Source organism: Actinoplanes sp. NPDC048988 (assembly GCF_043197815.1).
Lineage (GTDB): Bacteria > Actinomycetota > Actinomycetes > Mycobacteriales > Micromonosporaceae > Actinoplanes.
Window position 1 is genome coordinate 255,327 of sequence record NZ_JBICTW010000001.1, and the last position, 15,311, is coordinate 270,637.

At 70.3% G+C, this 15,311-nt stretch carries 17 protein-coding genes; 6 read left to right on the forward strand and 11 right to left on the reverse strand.

Translation table 11 applies throughout. From position 1 onward, the window contains the following. Positions 1-626 precede the first annotated feature (626 nt). Genes ACGFJ7_RS01240 through ACGFJ7_RS01250 form a run of 3 tightly spaced genes read right to left on the reverse strand, consistent with a single transcriptional unit; the run spans position 627 to position 4,947 of the window. The gene (locus tag ACGFJ7_RS01240; protein WP_392640114.1) at positions 627-1,640 is read right to left on the reverse strand and encodes an NADP-dependent oxidoreductase; all 1,014 of its coding nucleotides are present in this window, start codon (positions 1,638-1,640) and stop codon (positions 627-629) included. A gap of 48 nt (positions 1,641-1,688) precedes the next feature. Beyond that, positions 1,689-2,936, reverse strand: coding sequence for a class I SAM-dependent RNA methyltransferase (locus ACGFJ7_RS01245; RefSeq protein WP_392640117.1), 1,248 nt, complete (start codon positions 2,934-2,936; stop codon positions 1,689-1,691). Further along, entirely contained in the window at positions 2,926-4,947 is a 2,022-nt protein-coding gene (locus tag ACGFJ7_RS01250) for an APC family permease (RefSeq protein ID WP_360241514.1), read from the reverse strand. Before ACGFJ7_RS01250 ends, ACGFJ7_RS01245 begins: the two co-directional genes overlap by 11 nt. A 65-nt stretch (positions 4,948-5,012) precedes the next feature. Between ACGFJ7_RS01250 and ACGFJ7_RS01255 the strand changes: the two genes are divergently transcribed. Then, positions 5,013-5,678, forward strand: coding sequence for a TrkA family potassium uptake protein (locus ACGFJ7_RS01255; RefSeq protein ID WP_360241517.1), 666 nt, complete (start codon positions 5,013-5,015; stop codon positions 5,676-5,678). A 2-nt stretch (positions 5,679-5,680) separates the two neighbouring features. After that, positions 5,681-6,358 carry a TrkA family potassium uptake protein gene (locus ACGFJ7_RS01260; RefSeq protein WP_360241520.1) on the forward strand — a complete coding sequence of 226 codons (678 nt, stop codon included), beginning with the start codon at positions 5,681-5,683 and terminating at the stop codon, positions 6,356-6,358. Here the strand turns inward: ACGFJ7_RS01260 and ACGFJ7_RS01265 are convergent. Beyond that, a complete protein-coding gene (locus ACGFJ7_RS01265) occupies positions 6,355-6,945 on the reverse strand; it encodes a TetR/AcrR family transcriptional regulator (RefSeq protein WP_360241523.1) in 591 nt (196 codons plus the stop codon). The genes ACGFJ7_RS01260 and ACGFJ7_RS01265 overlap by 4 nt on opposite strands. Positions 6,946-6,990: 45 nt before the next feature. Between ACGFJ7_RS01265 and ACGFJ7_RS01270 the strand changes: the two genes are divergently transcribed. After that, positions 6,991-7,383, forward strand: a complete 393-nt coding sequence (locus ACGFJ7_RS01270; protein WP_360241526.1) for a DUF1707 domain-containing protein — start codon at positions 6,991-6,993, stop codon at positions 7,381-7,383. A gap of 13 nt (positions 7,384-7,396) precedes the next feature. On the opposite strand, the gene ACGFJ7_RS01275 is transcribed toward ACGFJ7_RS01270, so the two are convergent. From ACGFJ7_RS01275 to dut, 4 genes are read right to left on the reverse strand one after another with little or no spacing between them, the layout of a single operon-like run. Next, the gene (locus tag ACGFJ7_RS01275; protein WP_360241529.1) at positions 7,397-8,158 is read right to left on the reverse strand and encodes a DUF3159 domain-containing protein; all 762 of its coding nucleotides are present in this window, start codon (positions 8,156-8,158) and stop codon (positions 7,397-7,399) included. Next, positions 8,155-8,535, reverse strand: a complete 381-nt coding sequence (locus tag ACGFJ7_RS01280; RefSeq protein WP_097322126.1) for an OB-fold nucleic acid binding domain-containing protein — start codon at positions 8,533-8,535, stop codon at positions 8,155-8,157. Before ACGFJ7_RS01280 ends, ACGFJ7_RS01275 begins: the two co-directional genes overlap by 4 nt. Before the next feature lie 40 nt (positions 8,536-8,575). Beyond that, positions 8,576-9,253, reverse strand: a complete 678-nt coding sequence (locus ACGFJ7_RS01285) for a DUF3710 domain-containing protein (protein ID WP_360241534.1) — start codon at positions 9,251-9,253, stop codon at positions 8,576-8,578. Continuing rightward, positions 9,240-9,722 (reverse strand): dUTP diphosphatase, encoded by a 483-nt coding sequence (gene dut / locus ACGFJ7_RS01290; protein WP_360241536.1) that lies wholly within the window; start codon positions 9,720-9,722, stop codon positions 9,240-9,242. The genes ACGFJ7_RS01285 and dut overlap by 14 nt, the downstream gene beginning before the upstream one ends. 95 nt (positions 9,723-9,817) lie before the next feature. Between dut and ACGFJ7_RS01295 the strand changes: the two genes are divergently transcribed. Then, positions 9,818-10,297, forward strand: a complete 480-nt coding sequence (locus ACGFJ7_RS01295) for a DUF3093 domain-containing protein (protein WP_360241539.1) — start codon at positions 9,818-9,820, stop codon at positions 10,295-10,297. On the opposite strand, the gene ACGFJ7_RS01300 is transcribed toward ACGFJ7_RS01295, so the two are convergent. Further along, complete coding sequence (locus ACGFJ7_RS01300) at positions 10,294-11,109, reverse strand: hypothetical protein (protein ID WP_360241542.1); 816 nt, start codon at positions 11,107-11,109, stop codon at positions 10,294-10,296. The genes ACGFJ7_RS01295 and ACGFJ7_RS01300 overlap by 4 nt on opposite strands. 138 nt (positions 11,110-11,247) lie before the next feature. Next, positions 11,248-11,544, reverse strand: coding sequence for a DUF4193 domain-containing protein (locus ACGFJ7_RS01305; RefSeq protein ID WP_097322121.1), 297 nt, complete (start codon positions 11,542-11,544; stop codon positions 11,248-11,250). A gap of 352 nt (positions 11,545-11,896) precedes the next feature. Between ACGFJ7_RS01305 and ACGFJ7_RS01310 the strand changes: the two genes are divergently transcribed. Continuing rightward, a complete protein-coding gene (locus tag ACGFJ7_RS01310; RefSeq protein WP_360241546.1) occupies positions 11,897-12,433 on the forward strand; it encodes a LytR C-terminal domain-containing protein in 537 nt (178 codons plus the stop codon). A 3-nt stretch (positions 12,434-12,436) separates the two neighbouring features. Here the strand turns inward: ACGFJ7_RS01310 and ACGFJ7_RS01315 are convergent, their stop codons facing one another. Continuing rightward, positions 12,437-13,252, reverse strand: a complete 816-nt coding sequence (locus tag ACGFJ7_RS01315) for an inositol monophosphatase family protein (protein WP_360241550.1) — start codon at positions 13,250-13,252, stop codon at positions 12,437-12,439. Positions 13,253-13,508: 256 nt separating this feature from the next. On the opposite strand from ACGFJ7_RS01315, the gene ACGFJ7_RS01320 reads away from it, so the two are divergent. Next, positions 13,509-15,071 (forward strand): RNA polymerase sigma factor, encoded by a 1,563-nt coding sequence (locus ACGFJ7_RS01320; protein WP_360243527.1) that lies wholly within the window; start codon positions 13,509-13,511, stop codon positions 15,069-15,071. Positions 15,072-15,311 lie beyond the last annotated feature (240 nt).

Here is a 15,311-nt window from a genome sequence, read left to right on the forward strand (position 1 = left end):
CTACCGCGCCGAGCCAAACAGCCGATATCAGCACAGCGGCCGCCACCAGCACAGCAACGCCTCCGGCTCCGGCCACCGCGCCGAGCCAAACAGCCGATATCAGCACAGCGGCCGCCACCAGCACAGCAACGCCTCCGGCTCCGGCCACCGCGCCGAGCCAAACAGCCGATGTCTGCCCAACGGCCGTCACCAGCGCGGCCGCCTGAGCCCGGACGGAGGTCTTGCTCAGCGCCGCCGCCCGAGCCAGACGAAGGTCCTGCTCAGCGCCGCCGCCCGAGCCCAGACGAAGGTCCTGCTCAGCGCCGCCGCCCGAGCCAGACGAAGGTCCTGCTCAGCGCCGCCGCCCGAGCCCAGACGAAGGTCCTGCTCAGCGCCGCCGCCCGAGCCAGACGAAGGTCTTGCTCAGCGCGGCCACACCCGTCAGCGCGGCCTTGCACGCCGGAAGCCGGGTTCAATTCGACCGCTCGATTCAAGAATAGTCGTCTGCCGAGAAACCCGAGACCACTCACCCCCCTTCGTTACTTCTTTCGAATGCGCGAAGGAGGGCGGTCTCTCTATATTAACGGCGCGAGCACTTCAATTCCGGAGGGCTGTGGACAACCAACACTCCTGTGGATAAGTGGACGCTAAAGGCGGACGACCATCTTGCCCGTATTGGCGCCGCGCAGGAGGCCCAGGAAAGCGCTCGGGGCCGCCTCGATGCCGCCCTCGACGATGGTCTCCTGCCATGTGACTTTGCCTTCGCGCAGCCACGTTGTCATGTCCGCGGCGAAAGCGGGCATGCGCGCGCCGTGGTTGGTGACGATGTAGCCGCGCAAGTTGAGCTCCTTGCCGATCACGGCCGACAAGTTGCGCGGGGCGGCGGGTGGCTCCGTGTCGTTGTAGTGGGCGATCGCGCCGCACAAGGCGACCCGGCCGTACTTGTTCAAGCTGCTGATGGCGGCCTCCAAGTGGTCGCCGCCCACGTTGTCGAAGTACACGTCGATGCCGTCGGGGGCCGCCTCGCGCAGCTGCTTGCGGACGGGAGCGTCGCGGTAGTTGAAGGCCGCGTCGAAGCCCAGCTCCTCCGTGAGGTGGGTGACCTTGGCGGCGGAGCCGGCGCTGCCGATGACCCGCTTGGCGCCGCGGATCTTCGCGATCTGGCCGGCGATGCTGCCCACGGCGCCGGCCGCGCCCGAGACGAAGACCGTGTCGCCCTCCTTGAACTGGGCGATGTCCAGCAGGCCCACGTACGCCGTCAACCCTGTCATGCCCAGTACGCCCAGGTACGCCGACAGCGTGGGGGCCGCCGCCGGGTCGACCGCGCGGACCTTCGCCGCGTCCACCGTCGCGTACTCGCGCCAGCCCAGACCGTGCAGGACCGTGGCGCCGACCGGCACCGTGGGCGACGCCGAGGCCACCACCTCGCCCACCGCCGAGCCGTCCAGCGGCTCGCCGACCTGGAACGGCGGCGTGTACGACTTCACGTCGTTCATCCGGCCCCGCATGTACGGGTCGACCGACATGAACAGGTTCCGGACGACCACCTGCCCGTCCGCCGGAGCGCCCACCGTGACCTCGGCGACCTCGAACGTGTCGTCGCCGGGCCAGCCTTGGGGGCGGGCGGCAAGCCGGATCTCACGGCTGGTGAACGTGCTCATGTGAACTCCTCGGAAGTCACCGGGCGGGATGGTTACCACACGGTAACTTCAGGGCGTCAGCAGCGCTACGCACTCCACGTGCTGGGTCATCGGGAAGCAGTCGAACGCCCGCAGATCCGCCAGTTCCCAGCCGAGCGAACGAAACGTCCCGATGTCCCGGGCCAGCGACGCCGGATCGCAGGACACGTACGCCACGGCTCGGGGCCGGGCCGCCGCCACCGCCTTCACCACCTTGGCTCCGGCGCCGGCCCGGGGCGGGTCGAGCACGACCAGGTCGACCGGCCCGGTGACCCGGCGGCGGCTCAGGGCGTAGTCGACCCGGGCCTCGACGACTTCGGCGCCGGGCAGGTCGGCCAGGTTGGCCCGGGCCGCGGCGACGCCGGTGGGGGACGCTTCGACGACGGTCGTCCGGGCTTTCGTACGGGTGGCGACCGCCGCCGCGAACAGCCCGGCACCCCCGTACAGGTCCCACGAGACCTCCCCCTCGACCGGCTTCAGCATCTCCAGGACCGTGGCGACGAGCGTGTCCGCCGCCAGCGGGTGGACCTGCCAGAAGCCCGAGGGCGGAATTGACCAGGTACGCCCGGCGGCCCGCTCCGTGACCTCGGCCGGGCCCCGCAGCTGGGTCCGGAAGCCGGACGGCGCCTCGGTCGGGTCGTCGCTGGGCGCACTGCCGCGGCGGGCCAGCACGGCCACGTCACCGCCGCTGGTGGCCACCGCCTCCAGGGCGTCGGCGTCCGGCCAGTCGAGCTGCAGCAGGTCGAGCTCCTGAATCGCCGGATGCGCGATCCGGCACCGGTCGATCGGCACCACCTCGTGCGACCGGTGCTTCAGCAGCCCCGGACGGCCGAGCGCGTCAACGGCGTAGCGCACCCGGGTGCGCCAGTCAAGGAGGGGCGACCCAGCGGCGGGGAGCGCCTCCACCCGTACGGAATGAGTGATGCCCGCCAACCGCGAAAGCTGTTCCCGCACTACGGCCGTCTTCCAGCCCAGCTGGGCGCCGCCCGAGGCGTGCTGCAGATCACAGCCACCGCACCCACCGGGATGCGCGTACGGGCACGGCGGCGTCACGCGGTCGGGCGAGGCCTCATGGATCTCGACCGCGTCGGCCCGCAGAAAGCCCTTGTGCAGCTCCGTGATCTCCGCCGTGACCCGCTCACCCGGCAGCGCGTGGCGGACGAACACGACACGCCCGTGCGGGCCGCCGAGGCGCGCCACGCAGTGCCCACCGTGCGCGGGAGCACCCACCGTCAGCTCGACGCGGTCACCCTGGACCAGATCAGGATCATTGTTCATCGGTCGGCTCCACGGACGAGGCGGCACGGGTACGCGGTCCCCGGGCCGGCGCCCGGACCAGGCCCCGGTCCATCCGGTCGAGGTCGCGATCCTGGCTGGACCGCAACTGCCACGGCACGCTGGTGACCATCACGCCGGGTTCGAACAGCAGGCGGCCCTTGATGCGCAGGGCGCTCTGGTTGTGCAACAGGTTCTCCCACCAGCGGCCCACCACGTACTCGGGAACGAAGACCGTCACCACGTCGCGCGGGGAACCGCGCCGGATGCCCTTGACGAAGTCGATGATCGGGCGGGTGATCTCGCGGTACGGCGAGTCGACCACCGTGAGCGGGACGGGGATCTGCCGGCGCTCCCACTCGTCCTGAATGTGCCGGGTGTCCTTGTCGTCGACGTTCACCGTGACCGCGGTGAGCGAGTCGGGCCGGGTCGCCTGCGCGTACGCCACCGCCCGCAGGGTCGGTTGGTGGACCTTGCTGACCAGGACGACCGCGTGGTTGCGGGACGGCAAGATCGGGCGCTCCTCGGTCGGCTCCAGCTCCTGGGCCACCCGGTTGTAGTGCTTGCGGATGGCCAGCATGAGCCCGTAGATGACGACCATGGCGGCGATCGCGATCCACGCGCCGAGCAGGAACTTCGTGATCAGCACGATGATCAGGACGGCGCCGGTGAGGCACATGCCGAACGCGTTGATGGCCCGGGAGCGGATCATCTGCCGGCGTTTCTCGGGGTCGCGCTGCGTGCGCAGCAGGCGGTTCCAGTGCCGGATCATGCCGCCCTGCGACAGCGTGAACGACACGAACACGCCGACGATGTAGAGCTGGATGAGCCGGGTGACCTCGGCCTGGAACGCCACCACCAGCACCATCGCCGCGATGGCGAGGAAGACGATGCCGTTGGAGAAGGCCAGCCGGTCGCCCCGGGTGTGGAACTGGCGGGGCAGGTAGCGGTCCTGGGCCAGGATCGAGCCGAGCACCGGGAAGCCGTTGAACGCGGTGTTGGCCGCCAGGAACAGGATGAGGGCGGTGACCGCGCCGACCACGTACAGCAGGAAGCCGTTGCCGAAGACCGTCTCGGCGAGCTGGGCGGTGACCGTCTTCTGCACGTATCCGTCGGGCGCCGAGAGGATCTGCAGGCTGGGGTCCTCGACGTACTGCAGGTGGGTGACCCGGGCCAGCAGCACGATGCCGACCAGCATGACGATGGCGATGCCGCCGAGCAGCATCAGCGTGGTCGCCGCGTTCTTGCTCTTCGGCGGCTTGAAGGCGGGCACCCCGTTGGAGATGGCCTCGACACCGGTCAGGGCCGCACAGCCCGACGAGAACGTCCGCAACAGCAGATAGGCGAAGCCGAAGCTGGTGAGGTGGTCCTCCTCGGCCGCGATCACCAGATTGGCGCTGGGCGCCTGCAGGTCCTGGCCGAGCACGAAGACGCGGAAGAGCCCGGTGAGGATCATCCCGACGATCACGATGATGAACAGATAGGTGGGTACGGCGAAAGCAGTGCCCGACTCCCGCAGCCCGCGCAGGTTGAGCGCGGTCAGGATGGCGATGGCGCCGATCGCGAAGGCGACCTTGTGCTCGGCGACGAACGGCACCACCGAGCCCAGGTTGTTGACGCCGGACGCGGTCGACACCGCCACGGTGAGGATGTAGTCGACCAGCAGGGCGCTGCCCACGCTGAGACCGGCCCGCGGCCCGAGGTTGACCGTGGCCACCTCGTAGTCGCCGCCGCCGGACGGGTAGGCGTAGACGTTCTGCCGGTAACTGGCGACCACCGTGACCATCACGACCGCGACGGCGAGCGTGATCCACGGGGAGATGTAGAAGGCGCCGGCGCCGGCGATGGAGAGGGTCAGCAGGATCTCGTCGGGGGCGTAGGCCACGCTCGACAGCGCGTCGCTGGCGAAGACGGGCAGGGCGATCCGCTTGGGCAGCAGCGTGTGCTGCAGCTTGTCGGAGCGGAACGGCCGGCCCAACAGCAGCCGCTTGGCGAGAGAGGTCGTACTTGCCACGAGTGCCTAGCGTACGGACCCCGCCCCGCCTGCCGCCTCTGGGAGGCGCATGCGACCCTCATCGGATGCACGTGGTCATCATGGGATGTGGGCGGCTCGGGTCGACGCTCGCCCAGAACCTCGAAGCCCGCGGCCATTCGGTGGCGGTGATCGACCAGAACTCCGACGCGTTCCGCCGGCTCGGCGCCGACTTCGGCGGGGTCACGGTGACCGGCATCGGCTTCGACCGCGACGTGATGCGCGAGGCCGGCATCGAGCGTGCCGACGCCTTCGCCGCCGTCTCCAGCGGCGACAACTCCAACATCATCTCGGCCCGGCTGGCCCGCGAGACGTTCGGCGTGACCCGCGTGGTCGCCCGCATCTACGACCAGCGGCGGGCCCAGGTGTACGAGCGACTCGGCATCCCGACCGTGGCCACGATCCGCTGGGCCGCCGACCGGATGATGCGCCACCTGGTGCCCGAGGGCACGGTCGAGGTGTTCCGCGACCCGACCAGCGTGGTCTCGATCGTCGAGGCCCCGCTGCACCGCGACTGGGTGGGGCGCACACTGAGGGCGCTGGAGGAGCGCACCGGGGCCCGGGTGGCGTACCTGATGCGTTTCGGCATGGGCACGCTCGGCACGCCGTCCACCGTGATCCAGGACGGCGACCAGGTCTTCATGCTCGTCACCGACGAGACCGTGGCGACGGTGCTGGACATCGCCTCCGGCGCCGGCAAGGAAGGGCACTGACCATGCGGATCGCCATCGCGGGAGCCGGCAACGTCGGCCGGTCGATCGCCCAGGAGCTGATCGGCAACGGCCACCGGGTCATGCTGATCGAGCGGCAGCCGCGCCAGCTGCGCCCGGAGCGGGTGCCCGAGGCCGACTGGGTGCTGGCCGACGCCTGCGAGTTGAGCAGCCTCGAGGAGGCCGACGTGGCCTCGTGCGACGTGGTGGTGGCGGCGACCGGCGACGACAAGGCCAACCTGGTCGTGTCGCTGCTGGCCAAGACCGAGTTCGCGGTGCCGCGGGTGGTGGCCCGGGTCAACCGGGCCGAGAACGAGTGGCTGTTCAACGAGCAGTGGGGCGTCGACGTCGCGGTGAGCAAGCCCCGGCTGATGGCCGCCCTGGTCGAGGAGGCGGTCACGGTCGGCGATCTCGTACGGCTGATGACCTTCCGCCAGGGCGAGGCGAACCTGGTCGAGATCACCCTGCCGCGCAACGCGCCGTACGAGGGTCAGCCGGTCCGCTCGGTGCCCCTGCCCCGCGACTCGGCGCTGGTGGCGATCCTGCGTGGCAAGCGCGTGATGGTGCCGACCGGCGACGACCCGCTCGAGGCCGGCGACGAGCTGATCTTCGTCTGCACCACCGAGGTGGAGGAACAGATCCGCGCCGTCGTTCTCGGCAGCGAGGGCCGCGAGCTCGGCTAGGGCGCCGGCAGCAGCACAGCCAGGGCCGCGTCGAGCGCCGCGAGCAGGCTGTCCGCGGCCTCCGGGTGGTAGAGCAGCCGGTCGGCGATACCGTCCGAGATCGCCACGACGGCGTCCGCGATCTCCGTCGCCTTTCCGCGCAGCACGATGGTGCCGTCGGCCCGGCCGGCCTCCAGCCAGCGCACCAGATCGGCCGTGACCGCCCGGTCGATCTCGTGCAGCACCTCGGCGAACGGCGGGTGGCGGACGGCCATGGCCGCGAACGCGTTCCATACGATGGCCTCGGAGCGCCGCTCGGCGTCCAGCGGCAGTGTCGCGACGACCAGCCGCCGCAGCACCTCACGCGACGCGCCGGACCGGTCGACGTCGCGCATCCGCCGCTCGGTCCGCTCCCCGGCGACGTCGAGCGCCACCGACAGCATCTCCTCCTTGGTCCGGAAGTATTTCTGGACCGCTCCCGGCGACCGGCCCGCCCGGGCAGCGACGGTGCGAACGCTGACCTCCTCGACTCCCCGCTCGGCCAGCACGCTCAGCAGCGCAGCGCCGATGATGCGGCGTTCCGCGTCGCGATCCACGACTTTCGGCATGGAGCTCCTTTAGGATACGATCGTATCCTCAACTTAGGGGATGCGATGGACCAGAACTCACGAGCCGCCGACACCGATCGGGAAACGACATCCGAGCATCTGGCGTCGTCTTTGGGCGAGGGCCGGATCGACCTCGCCGAGTTCGACCGGCGGTCCGCCCTCGCGGCCCGGGCCACGACGATCGGCGAGCTCAGCGCCCTGACGGCGGACCTGCCCGTCCCGGCCCGGCGGCGCGAAGCCGAACGACGGCGGCGCGAACGTGGCGAATGGCTGGCCGAGTGGCGGTACTGGCTCGGCGGCGCGGTGATCATGAATGCGATCTGGGCGGCCCAGAGCATTCGCGACGGCGACCTCGAGCGGTACTGGCCCGCCGTTCCGGTCGGTGTCTGGGCGGCCGTCCTGGTCGCCGTCGCCATCTGGCCACGCGAGAAGGAATAGCCGCGGCCCGGCGCTAGGCGGCCGGCGCCTTGCCGGCGCTCGTCACGCGGTGGATGGCCCAGGCCGAGAAGGCGAACGTGGCGGCGTAGATCGGCCAGCTGATCAGGATGCGGACGATGCCGAGGGCGTTCGCCTCGCCCTGCGCCCACAGGTAGTACTGGATGCCGGCCCGGATGCAGAGCGAGACCACCCAGACCAGGGTGAGCCACTGGAACGTCCGGAACAGCCGCTGGTTGCCGAACCAGTTCTGCTGGCCCTTGTTGGCCATGATGCCCCAGGCGTAGCCGATCAAGGGCTTGCGCACGAACACCGAGAGCAGCAGCACCGCCGCCTGCCCGAAGGTGAGCAGGATGCCGGGCAGGTAGAAGTTCTCCGCCTTGCCCGTGCGGTAGGCCAGGAAGGCGCCGATCGCGATGCCGAACAGTCCGTTCACCGCATGGCGCACGGGCTCTTTCCGGATCAGCCGGTACGCCCCGATGCCCACCGCCGAGAGGACGGCGCCGGCGATCGCCCAGTAGAGCGCTGTGCGCTTCTCAAGGCCCACGACGGCGTCGCCGAGGACCACGTTGAGGATCACGAAGGCGAAGACCGGCAGGCTCGACTCGATCAGCCCGCGGACACCGCCGAGCTGCTCGGCGATCTGCTCGCTCATCGAGGGGAGGGGCTCGTCCTCCGGCTCCTTGACCGGGTGGAGGTCGAGCTCCTCGACGACCTCCTCGGCGAGCCGCTCCTCCACGGTTTCGTTCGCGGCGTGTCGCGGCTCGCTGCCACTCACCGGGGCGCCTCCAGCTCGTAGTACGGGTTGTAGATCACCTTGCGGTCGTCGCGGATCGCGATGCGCCCGCGCGCGGTGAGCTGACGCCCGGGCTCGATGCCCGCGATGGAGCGCCGGCCCAGGAAGACCAGCGTAACCACGTCGCTACCGTCCCAAAGGTCGGCCTCGAGCGTCGGCAGGTTGGTGCGGGGAGTGTACGCCACCGTCCGCAACCGGCCGTTCACGGAGACGACCTGGCCCCGGCTGCACTGGCCGGCCGGCATGGCCCCGCACTTGGCCACCTCCCGCTGGAGGTCGCGCGCGTCGAGTTCCGAGTCGGTGGCCGTCAGCCGGTCGAAGAACTTGCGCAGGCCCGTGCGCTCGTCCGTACTACTCATGAGTTACACCGTACGCCTCTGGTGATCCCCGTCACGAGCCCTACTGCGGCTGGTGCCCGTTCGCCTGAGCACCCTCCGCCTCGGCGGCGGCCTGCTCGGTCATCTCCTTGGGCAGGCGCAGCGGCAGCGCCTCGCGCACGGGACGGGCTTCGGAGTCACGGACGACCACCAGACCGGTCAGCACCTCGCCGAGCCGGCCCTCGCGGGACGGGTCGGCCGCGGCCGCGCCCTGGTACAGCGCCCGGACCATCCAGCGCGGGCCGTCGACCCCGACGAACCGGACGTCGGCCGGCCCCTCCGGGGTGTTGACCCGGGCCGCCAGCTCGACGCCGTACGGACCGGCGATCTCCCGCGGCGACACGCCGTCGGAGGCCATGGCCTGGGCGATCTCCTCGCGGACCTCGTCCCAGATGCCCTCGCTGCGGGGCGCCGCGAACACGCCGAGCTGAAGGGCGCTCTCGCCGTCGACCAGCACGATCTGCTCGACCGCGCCGTCCGGGTTGGCCTGCACCCGCACCTCGACGCCGTCGACGGCCGGGATCAGCAGGCTGCCCAGGTCGAGCCGCTGCACGCCCTCGGGGGCGTACTTCTCGTCCCAGGGGCCGCGCTCGGGCGCCACCGGCTCGTCGTCCGCGGCGAGGCTCTGGGCGAGCGCCTCCGAGGGCGGCGCGTCGGTCGCACGCACATGCTTGGGGCCGCCGCGCTTACGCGAGAACATCACTGCCACCTTCCGTCTTCAAACCTGAGTGCCCACCGGTCGAGCCGTGCCCGCCGGCACCGCGCGCGGTGTCGTCGAGCTCCTCGACCTCGTGGAACGCGGCTCGCTCGACCCGCTGGACGACCAGTTGGGCGATGCGGTCGCCGCGGGAGATCTTGACCGGCGTGTGCCGGTCGTGGTTGACCAGGATCACCAGAACTTCACCGCGGTAGCCGGCGTCGACCGTACCGGGCGCGTTCAGGACCGTGACACCGAGGCGTGCGGCCAGACCCGAGCGGGGGTGGACCAGGCCCACGTAGCCCTCCGGGATGGCCACGGCGATACCGGTACGGATCGCCTGCCGCGCTCCGGGTGCGAGCTCGGCGTCCTCGGCGGCGACCAGGTCGGCCCCGGCGTCACCGGGATGCGCGTAGGCCGGCAGCGGCAGGTCGGGGTCGATCCGGCGGATCCGGATGACTACATCGCTCAACTCAGAGGTTCCTCACTCGTGCGGCGTCGGCCAAGCGGCACCCACCCTGCCATCCTGCCGTGCCCGGTCGCGGAGGCGCGCCGTACCCTTCCAGGGTGACACCGGAGTCTCCCGCGCGCACCACCGCACCCACCAGTTACCGAGAGCGGCTCACGCTCCGATGGTGGATGTGGCCCATCGGCCTGCTGGTCGTGGTGATCCTCGGCGTGGAGCTCACCATCGGTTTCCCCACGCTCCCCCTCTGGGTGCCCTTCGCGGTGCTGACCCCGGCCACCCTCGCCGTCCTGGCCTGGATCGGGCGGATCAAGGTCGAGGTGACCGACGGCGAGCTCCGGGTGGACGACGCGCGGCTGCCGGTGCGGTTCATCGGCGACGTGGTCGCGCTCGACCTGGAGGGCAAGCGCGAGGCGCTGGGCATCGGCGCCCACCCGCTCGCCTTCGTGATCCAGCGGCCGTGGATCGGCCCGGCCGTGCAGGTGCTGCTCGACGACCCGGACGACCCGACGCCCTACTGGGTGATCAGTACCCGGCACCCGGTCGAGCTGGCCACCGCTCTGCTGGCGGCCCGCTCCTAGGCCGCATCAATGATCTTGCGGCTCTTCTTCTGAAGATCTTTCTGTACGTGCTCGCCGAGGTTCTTGGTCGCCCGGCGGTTCAGGTAGCCCGCCACCGCGGCGCCGGTCAGGAACGGGCCGAACATCGTCAGATGGCGCCCGAAGCGCTTGAGCAGGCTCTGCTGGAGGTCGCGGCGGGCGGCCGTGCCGAGCACGGTGGCCACGCCGACGCCGGGCACCAGCGGGTTCACGCCGCGCTGATCGGTCCACGCCTGCACGAGTGACACGGCTTTCTGCCCCATCGTGCCGGGCACGGGCTGCCCGTAGATCTCGTGGAGCTCACCGATCAGCTTCATCTCGATCGCCACCACGGCGACCGTCTCGGCCGCCAGCAGCACCGGGGCGGAGAGCAGGGTCGGCACGGCCACCCACTCCACCGCGGCGACGCCGCCGCCGGCCGCGCCCACGCTGGCCGTGGTGCGCTGCGCGTTGCGGATCAGGCGATCGGCCAGGTCGTCGTCGCTCAGGCCCGGGAAGTGCCGCCGCAGGGTCGCCTGATCGCGCACGGGAACGTGCGGGGCGACGTCGGCGACCACGTCCGCCATCCACCGGATGGCGGCCTTGGGCCGGAAGACCTGGCCCAGTCCACGCCGCCGCACGTCGCCGACGAGCCTGCCGAGGAGTTGCCTCCGCCCCTCGGGCTCCAGATCGTCGGCGGTCAGTGCGGCGACAGTCTTGCTGAGTTCGACATCGGCGGCCGTCTGCGCCGGCGTCTCCACGGGATCGTTCGCTATGTCCTTCGCAACGTCCGGTACGGACTGCTCGGAGCTCATCGTCGTCCTCCCGTCATCGGCCGAGGCTGCTGATGTCATCGTGATGCCCGGTGTCGACCCCCCGTCAAACCGGGCAACGGCCTCAATCCCGACCGCTTCCGTGCGGACGGGTGTGACGCGCTGCGCGCGAGTGCCGGGTCAGGCACACTCGCGGCAGATCAGTTCCCCGTTGCGCTCCGTCGCCAGCTGGCTGCGGTGGTGCACGAGGAAGCAGCGGGCACAGCGGAACTCGTCGGTCTGCATCGGCAGAACCTTGACGGTGAGCTCCTCGTCGGCAAGGTCGGCGCCGGGAAGCTCGAAGCTCTCCGCCACCTCGACCTCGTCGACGTCCACTGCGCCCGACTGCGAGTCGGCGCGGCGGGACTTCAGCTCCTCGAGGCTGTCCTCGCCGAGGTCGACCTCATCGCGACGCGGGGCGTCGTAGTCGGTGGCCATCGGTTTTCACTCTCCTGTATCGATGTGTCACTTGGCGTTAGTAACGTCAAGGACGTTGTTTCGGTTCCCGGTTCCGCCGGACGATTTCTGACACTGCCCCCAACACTCGAATCTGCCCCGGCGAGCGCGGAACCTTACCGCTACTGCGGCAGAGTTGTACGCGCACGGGCACGCCATTGTTCCCGATGTGACCGAGGCGACATCAAGGTAGGGGTACAAGCGTCTCGATCATCGTCGGCGCGCCGGAAGTATTCCCTGTTTCCGCGTGGCTGGCGGGCAGACGCTAACCTTCCGACAGGTCCCGCTCCTACCCCGGCGGGCGCGACACCCCCGGATCTCTGGAGCCAGCCCCATGAGTTTTGCGCGCGTACGAGCGCTCGTCGTCGTCGGCGTGCTCGCCGTGGCCGCGGTCGTCTTCGTCATCGTGGCGCTCGTCAAGGACTCCCAAGGGGGAGCCACGAGCGGGGCCGGCTGCCCCGAGGGAGCGCCGATGGTCGACGTGCGGCTGCCCGACGACCCGGCCGAGGTCACTGTCAAGATCTTCAACGGCACGAACTCCTCGGGCCTGGCCGACAACGTGACCAACGAGTTCAAGAACAGGCGCTTCACGGTCCAGAAACCGGCCGAGAGCAAGACCAAGTTCAAGGGCGTGGCCGAGATCCGGTACGGACCGGACACCGTCGGCAAGGCGCAGCTGCTGCGCGCCTACTTCCTCGCCCAGTCGAAGATGTCCTACAACGCCAAGCGCAAGGGCGCCGTCATCGACATCGTGATCGGCAACGAGTTCCGCCAGCTCGCCACCACCACCGAGGTCAACCAGTCCCTGGTCGAGGTGGGCGAGCCGACGGTGCCGCCGGGCGGCTGCCTCAAGAAGTCCGACGACTCCTGATCCTCAGGCGCCGCCGGACGCGTCGAGCCTCACCAGCAGGTCGTGCAGATCGTTGAAGATCGCTGGTGGGGCCGCCACGACCATGTCGAGGCCCGGGCGCGCTCCCTGCAGCCCGGCCACTATCGCGCCGGCCTCCTGGGCGATCAGGCCACCCGCGGCGTGGTCCCACGGGTTGAGGCCCTTCTCGTAGTACGCGTCGAGAGTGCCCTCGGCGACCGCGCAGAGGTCGAGCGCCGCCGCGCCGAACCGGCGGATGTCACGCACCCGGGTGATCAACTCGGCCAGGACCCGGCCCTGGTGGGCCCGTCGCCGCGCGTCGTACCCGAAGCCGGTGCCGATCAGGGCCTGGCTCAGCTCGGCCGGTCCCGTAACTTTCAGGCGTCGATCGCCGCGGTGGGCGCCGCCGCCTCGGGTGGCCGTCCACTCGTCCCCGGTGGCCGCGTTGATCACGATTCCGGCAACAATCTCGCCGTCGGCCTCGGCCGCGAGGGAGACGGCGTACTGCGGTAGCCCGTACAGGTAGTTGACTGTGCCGTCGATCGGGTCGAGGATCCATCGCACGGCACCCTCGCCGGCCGCGTCGCCGTACTCCTCACCCAGCACCCCGTCGCCCGGCCGTAGCTCCCGCAAAGCCTCGATGACCTGGCGTTCCACCGCCTTGTCGGCCGCCGTGACCACGTCCGTGGCCGTGCTCTTGGTCTCCACCTCGACGATGGCCTCGGCCCGCAGCCGCCGCGCCGTGGCGGCGGCGTCCCGGGCCACTCCCACCGCGATCTCCAGCAGAACGCCCGGTGTCGATACCGACCGAAATTCGCTCACGTTTTCGCCCTTTCCGCCGATACCATTCTCGCGCCGGGCGTCTCCGGCGAGGTCGGCGGCCCCTGGCGGCGTGCTGCGACGGGAGGATCTCGCAGGACGGCGCTACAATTCACCCCTGCCCACCGCTTCGCGGACACCAAGACCATCGAGGTGCCGCGTCCCGGGGGTCCCCACACCAACACCGGCCAGCCTCCTCGCCGTGCGCTGTGCTGGGCTCATGGCCGTGCTCAACCTCATCGCCTCCGGAAGGTCTTTCGTGACAGAAGCCCACCAGAACGGTGCCGACGTTCGTTCTCTCACCGAGGCCCTGATCGCTCATGCCCAGGGCGCGGGCGGGCAAATCACGTCGGCCGAGGTCGCGCGAACGCTCGAGTCCGCCGGGGTGAATCCGGCTCAGGCCAAAAAGATTCTTCGCGGTCTCGTCGACGCGGCCATCACCGTCGTCGTCGACGGTTCGGCCAGCACCCGCCGCAAGGTCGCCGCGGCCCGCTCCGCCACCCCCGCCTCCAAGGCCACCACGGCCAAGGCCGCGCCCGCCCGCAAGGCGCCGGCCCCGGCCCCGAAGCAGCCGGCCGCCGCCGGCGCGGCCGACCCGGCCGGCGCCGCGCCGGCCAAGAAGGCCGCCGCCAAGAAGGCCGCGCCCGCCAAGGCCGTGCCCGGCAAGAAGGCGACCCCCGCCAAGGCCGCCGCGCCCGGCGAGGAGGGTCCCGCCGACGGCGAGGAGATCGATCCCGAGGAACTCGCCGCCGAGATCGAGGACGTCGTCGTCGAGGAGCCGGCCGCCATGGTCGCGGCCGCCGCCTCCGACGCCGCCAGCTCGGCCACCGACGGCGACTTCGAGTGGGACGACGAGGAGTCCGAGGCGCTCAAGCAGGCGCGTCGTGACGCCGAGCTCACCGCCTCGGCCGACTCCGTCCGCGCGTACCTCAAGCAGATCGGCAAGGTCCCCCTGCTCAACGCCGAGCAGGAGGTCGAGCTGGCCAAGCGCATCGAGGCCGGCCTCTACGCCGCCGAGCGCCTGCGCGCCTGCGACGAGGGCGAGGAGAAGCTCGAGCGCAACATGGAGCGCGACCTGCGCTGGATCGGCCGCGACGGCGAGCGGGCCAAGAACCACCTGCTCGAGGCGAACCTCCGGCTCGTGGTCTCGCTGGCCAAGCGCTACACCGGCCGGGGCATGGCCTTCCTCGACCTGATCCAGGAGGGCAACCTGGGGCTGATCCGCGCGGTCGAGAAGTTCGACTACACCAAGGGCTACAAGTTCTCCACGTACGCGACGTGGTGGATCCGCCAGGCGATCACCCGCGCGATGGCCGACCAGGCCCGCACCATCCGTATCCCGGTGCACATGGTCGAGGTCATCAACAAGCTCGGCCGTATCCAGCGCGAACTGCTCCAGGACCTGGGCCGCGAGCCCACCCCGGAGGAGCTGGCCAAGGAAATGGACATCACGCCGGAAAAGGTGCTGGAGATCCAGCAGTACGCGCGTGAGCCCATCTCCCTCGACCAGACGATCGGCGACGAGGGCGACAGCCAGCTCGGCGACTTCATCGAGGACTCCGAGGCGGTCGTCGCGGTCGACGCGGTCTCCTTCTCGCTGCTCCAGGACCAGCTCCAGCAGGTGCTGCAGACGCTCTCCGAGCGCGAGGCGGGTGTCGTGCGGCTGCGCTTCGGCCTGACCGACGGCCAGCCGCGCACGCTGGACGAAATCGGCCAGGTGTACGGGGTCACCCGTGAGCGGATTCGTCAGATCGAGTCCAAGACGATGTCGAAATTGCGACACCCGTCCCGCTCTCAGGTTCTCCGCGACTACCTGGACTAGGGCACCAAGTCAACAGCGCGTGTCCAAATGGTCACCACCCGTACATCAACGGGTGGTGATCAGACCGTTGTGTTGAAGTGATCGTTGACGTGGCACCCTTGGATCACGGCACACTTAGCCCAGCACGTGTGACCTCGGTCCCCCCGGGGCACAGTGGGAAGGCCGCAACGGTGCAGGGTGTTGCACGATGTGAGCAGTAGCCGAGGAACGTGTTCATCGGTTCGATCAGAGGAGGAAGGC

Excerpts from the sequence above, each read along its gene's own strand:
- ACGFJ7_RS01255 (WP_360241517.1), top strand. The coding sequence starts at position 5,013 with ATGCACGTGGTCATCATGGGATGTGGGCGGCTCGGGTCGACGCTCGCC.
- ACGFJ7_RS01270 (WP_360241526.1), top strand. The coding sequence starts at position 6,991 with ATGGACCAGAACTCACGAGCCGCCGACACCGATCGGGAAACGACATCC.
- ACGFJ7_RS01260 (WP_360241520.1), top strand. The coding sequence starts at position 5,681 with ATGCGGATCGCCATCGCGGGAGCCGGCAACGTCGGCCGGTCGATCGCC.
- ACGFJ7_RS01285 (WP_360241534.1), bottom strand. The coding sequence starts at position 9,253 with ATGTTCTCGCGTAAGCGCGGCGGCCCCAAGCATGTGCGTGCGACCGAC.
- ACGFJ7_RS01240 (WP_392640114.1), bottom strand. The coding sequence starts at position 1,640 with ATGAGCACGTTCACCAGCCGTGAGATCCGGCTTGCCGCCCGCCCCCAA.
- ACGFJ7_RS01245 (WP_392640117.1), bottom strand. The coding sequence starts at position 2,936 with ATGAACAATGATCCTGATCTGGTCCAGGGTGACCGCGTCGAGCTGACG.
- ACGFJ7_RS01305 (WP_097322121.1), bottom strand. The coding sequence starts at position 11,544 with ATGGCCACCGACTACGACGCCCCGCGTCGCGATGAGGTCGACCTCGGC.
- ACGFJ7_RS01310 (WP_360241546.1), top strand. The coding sequence starts at position 11,897 with ATGAGTTTTGCGCGCGTACGAGCGCTCGTCGTCGTCGGCGTGCTCGCC.
- ACGFJ7_RS01265 (WP_360241523.1), bottom strand. The coding sequence starts at position 6,945 with ATGCCGAAAGTCGTGGATCGCGACGCGGAACGCCGCATCATCGGCGCT.
- ACGFJ7_RS01280 (WP_097322126.1), bottom strand. The coding sequence starts at position 8,535 with ATGAGTAGTACGGACGAGCGCACGGGCCTGCGCAAGTTCTTCGACCGG.
- ACGFJ7_RS01300 (WP_360241542.1), bottom strand. The coding sequence starts at position 11,109 with ATGAGCTCCGAGCAGTCCGTACCGGACGTTGCGAAGGACATAGCGAAC.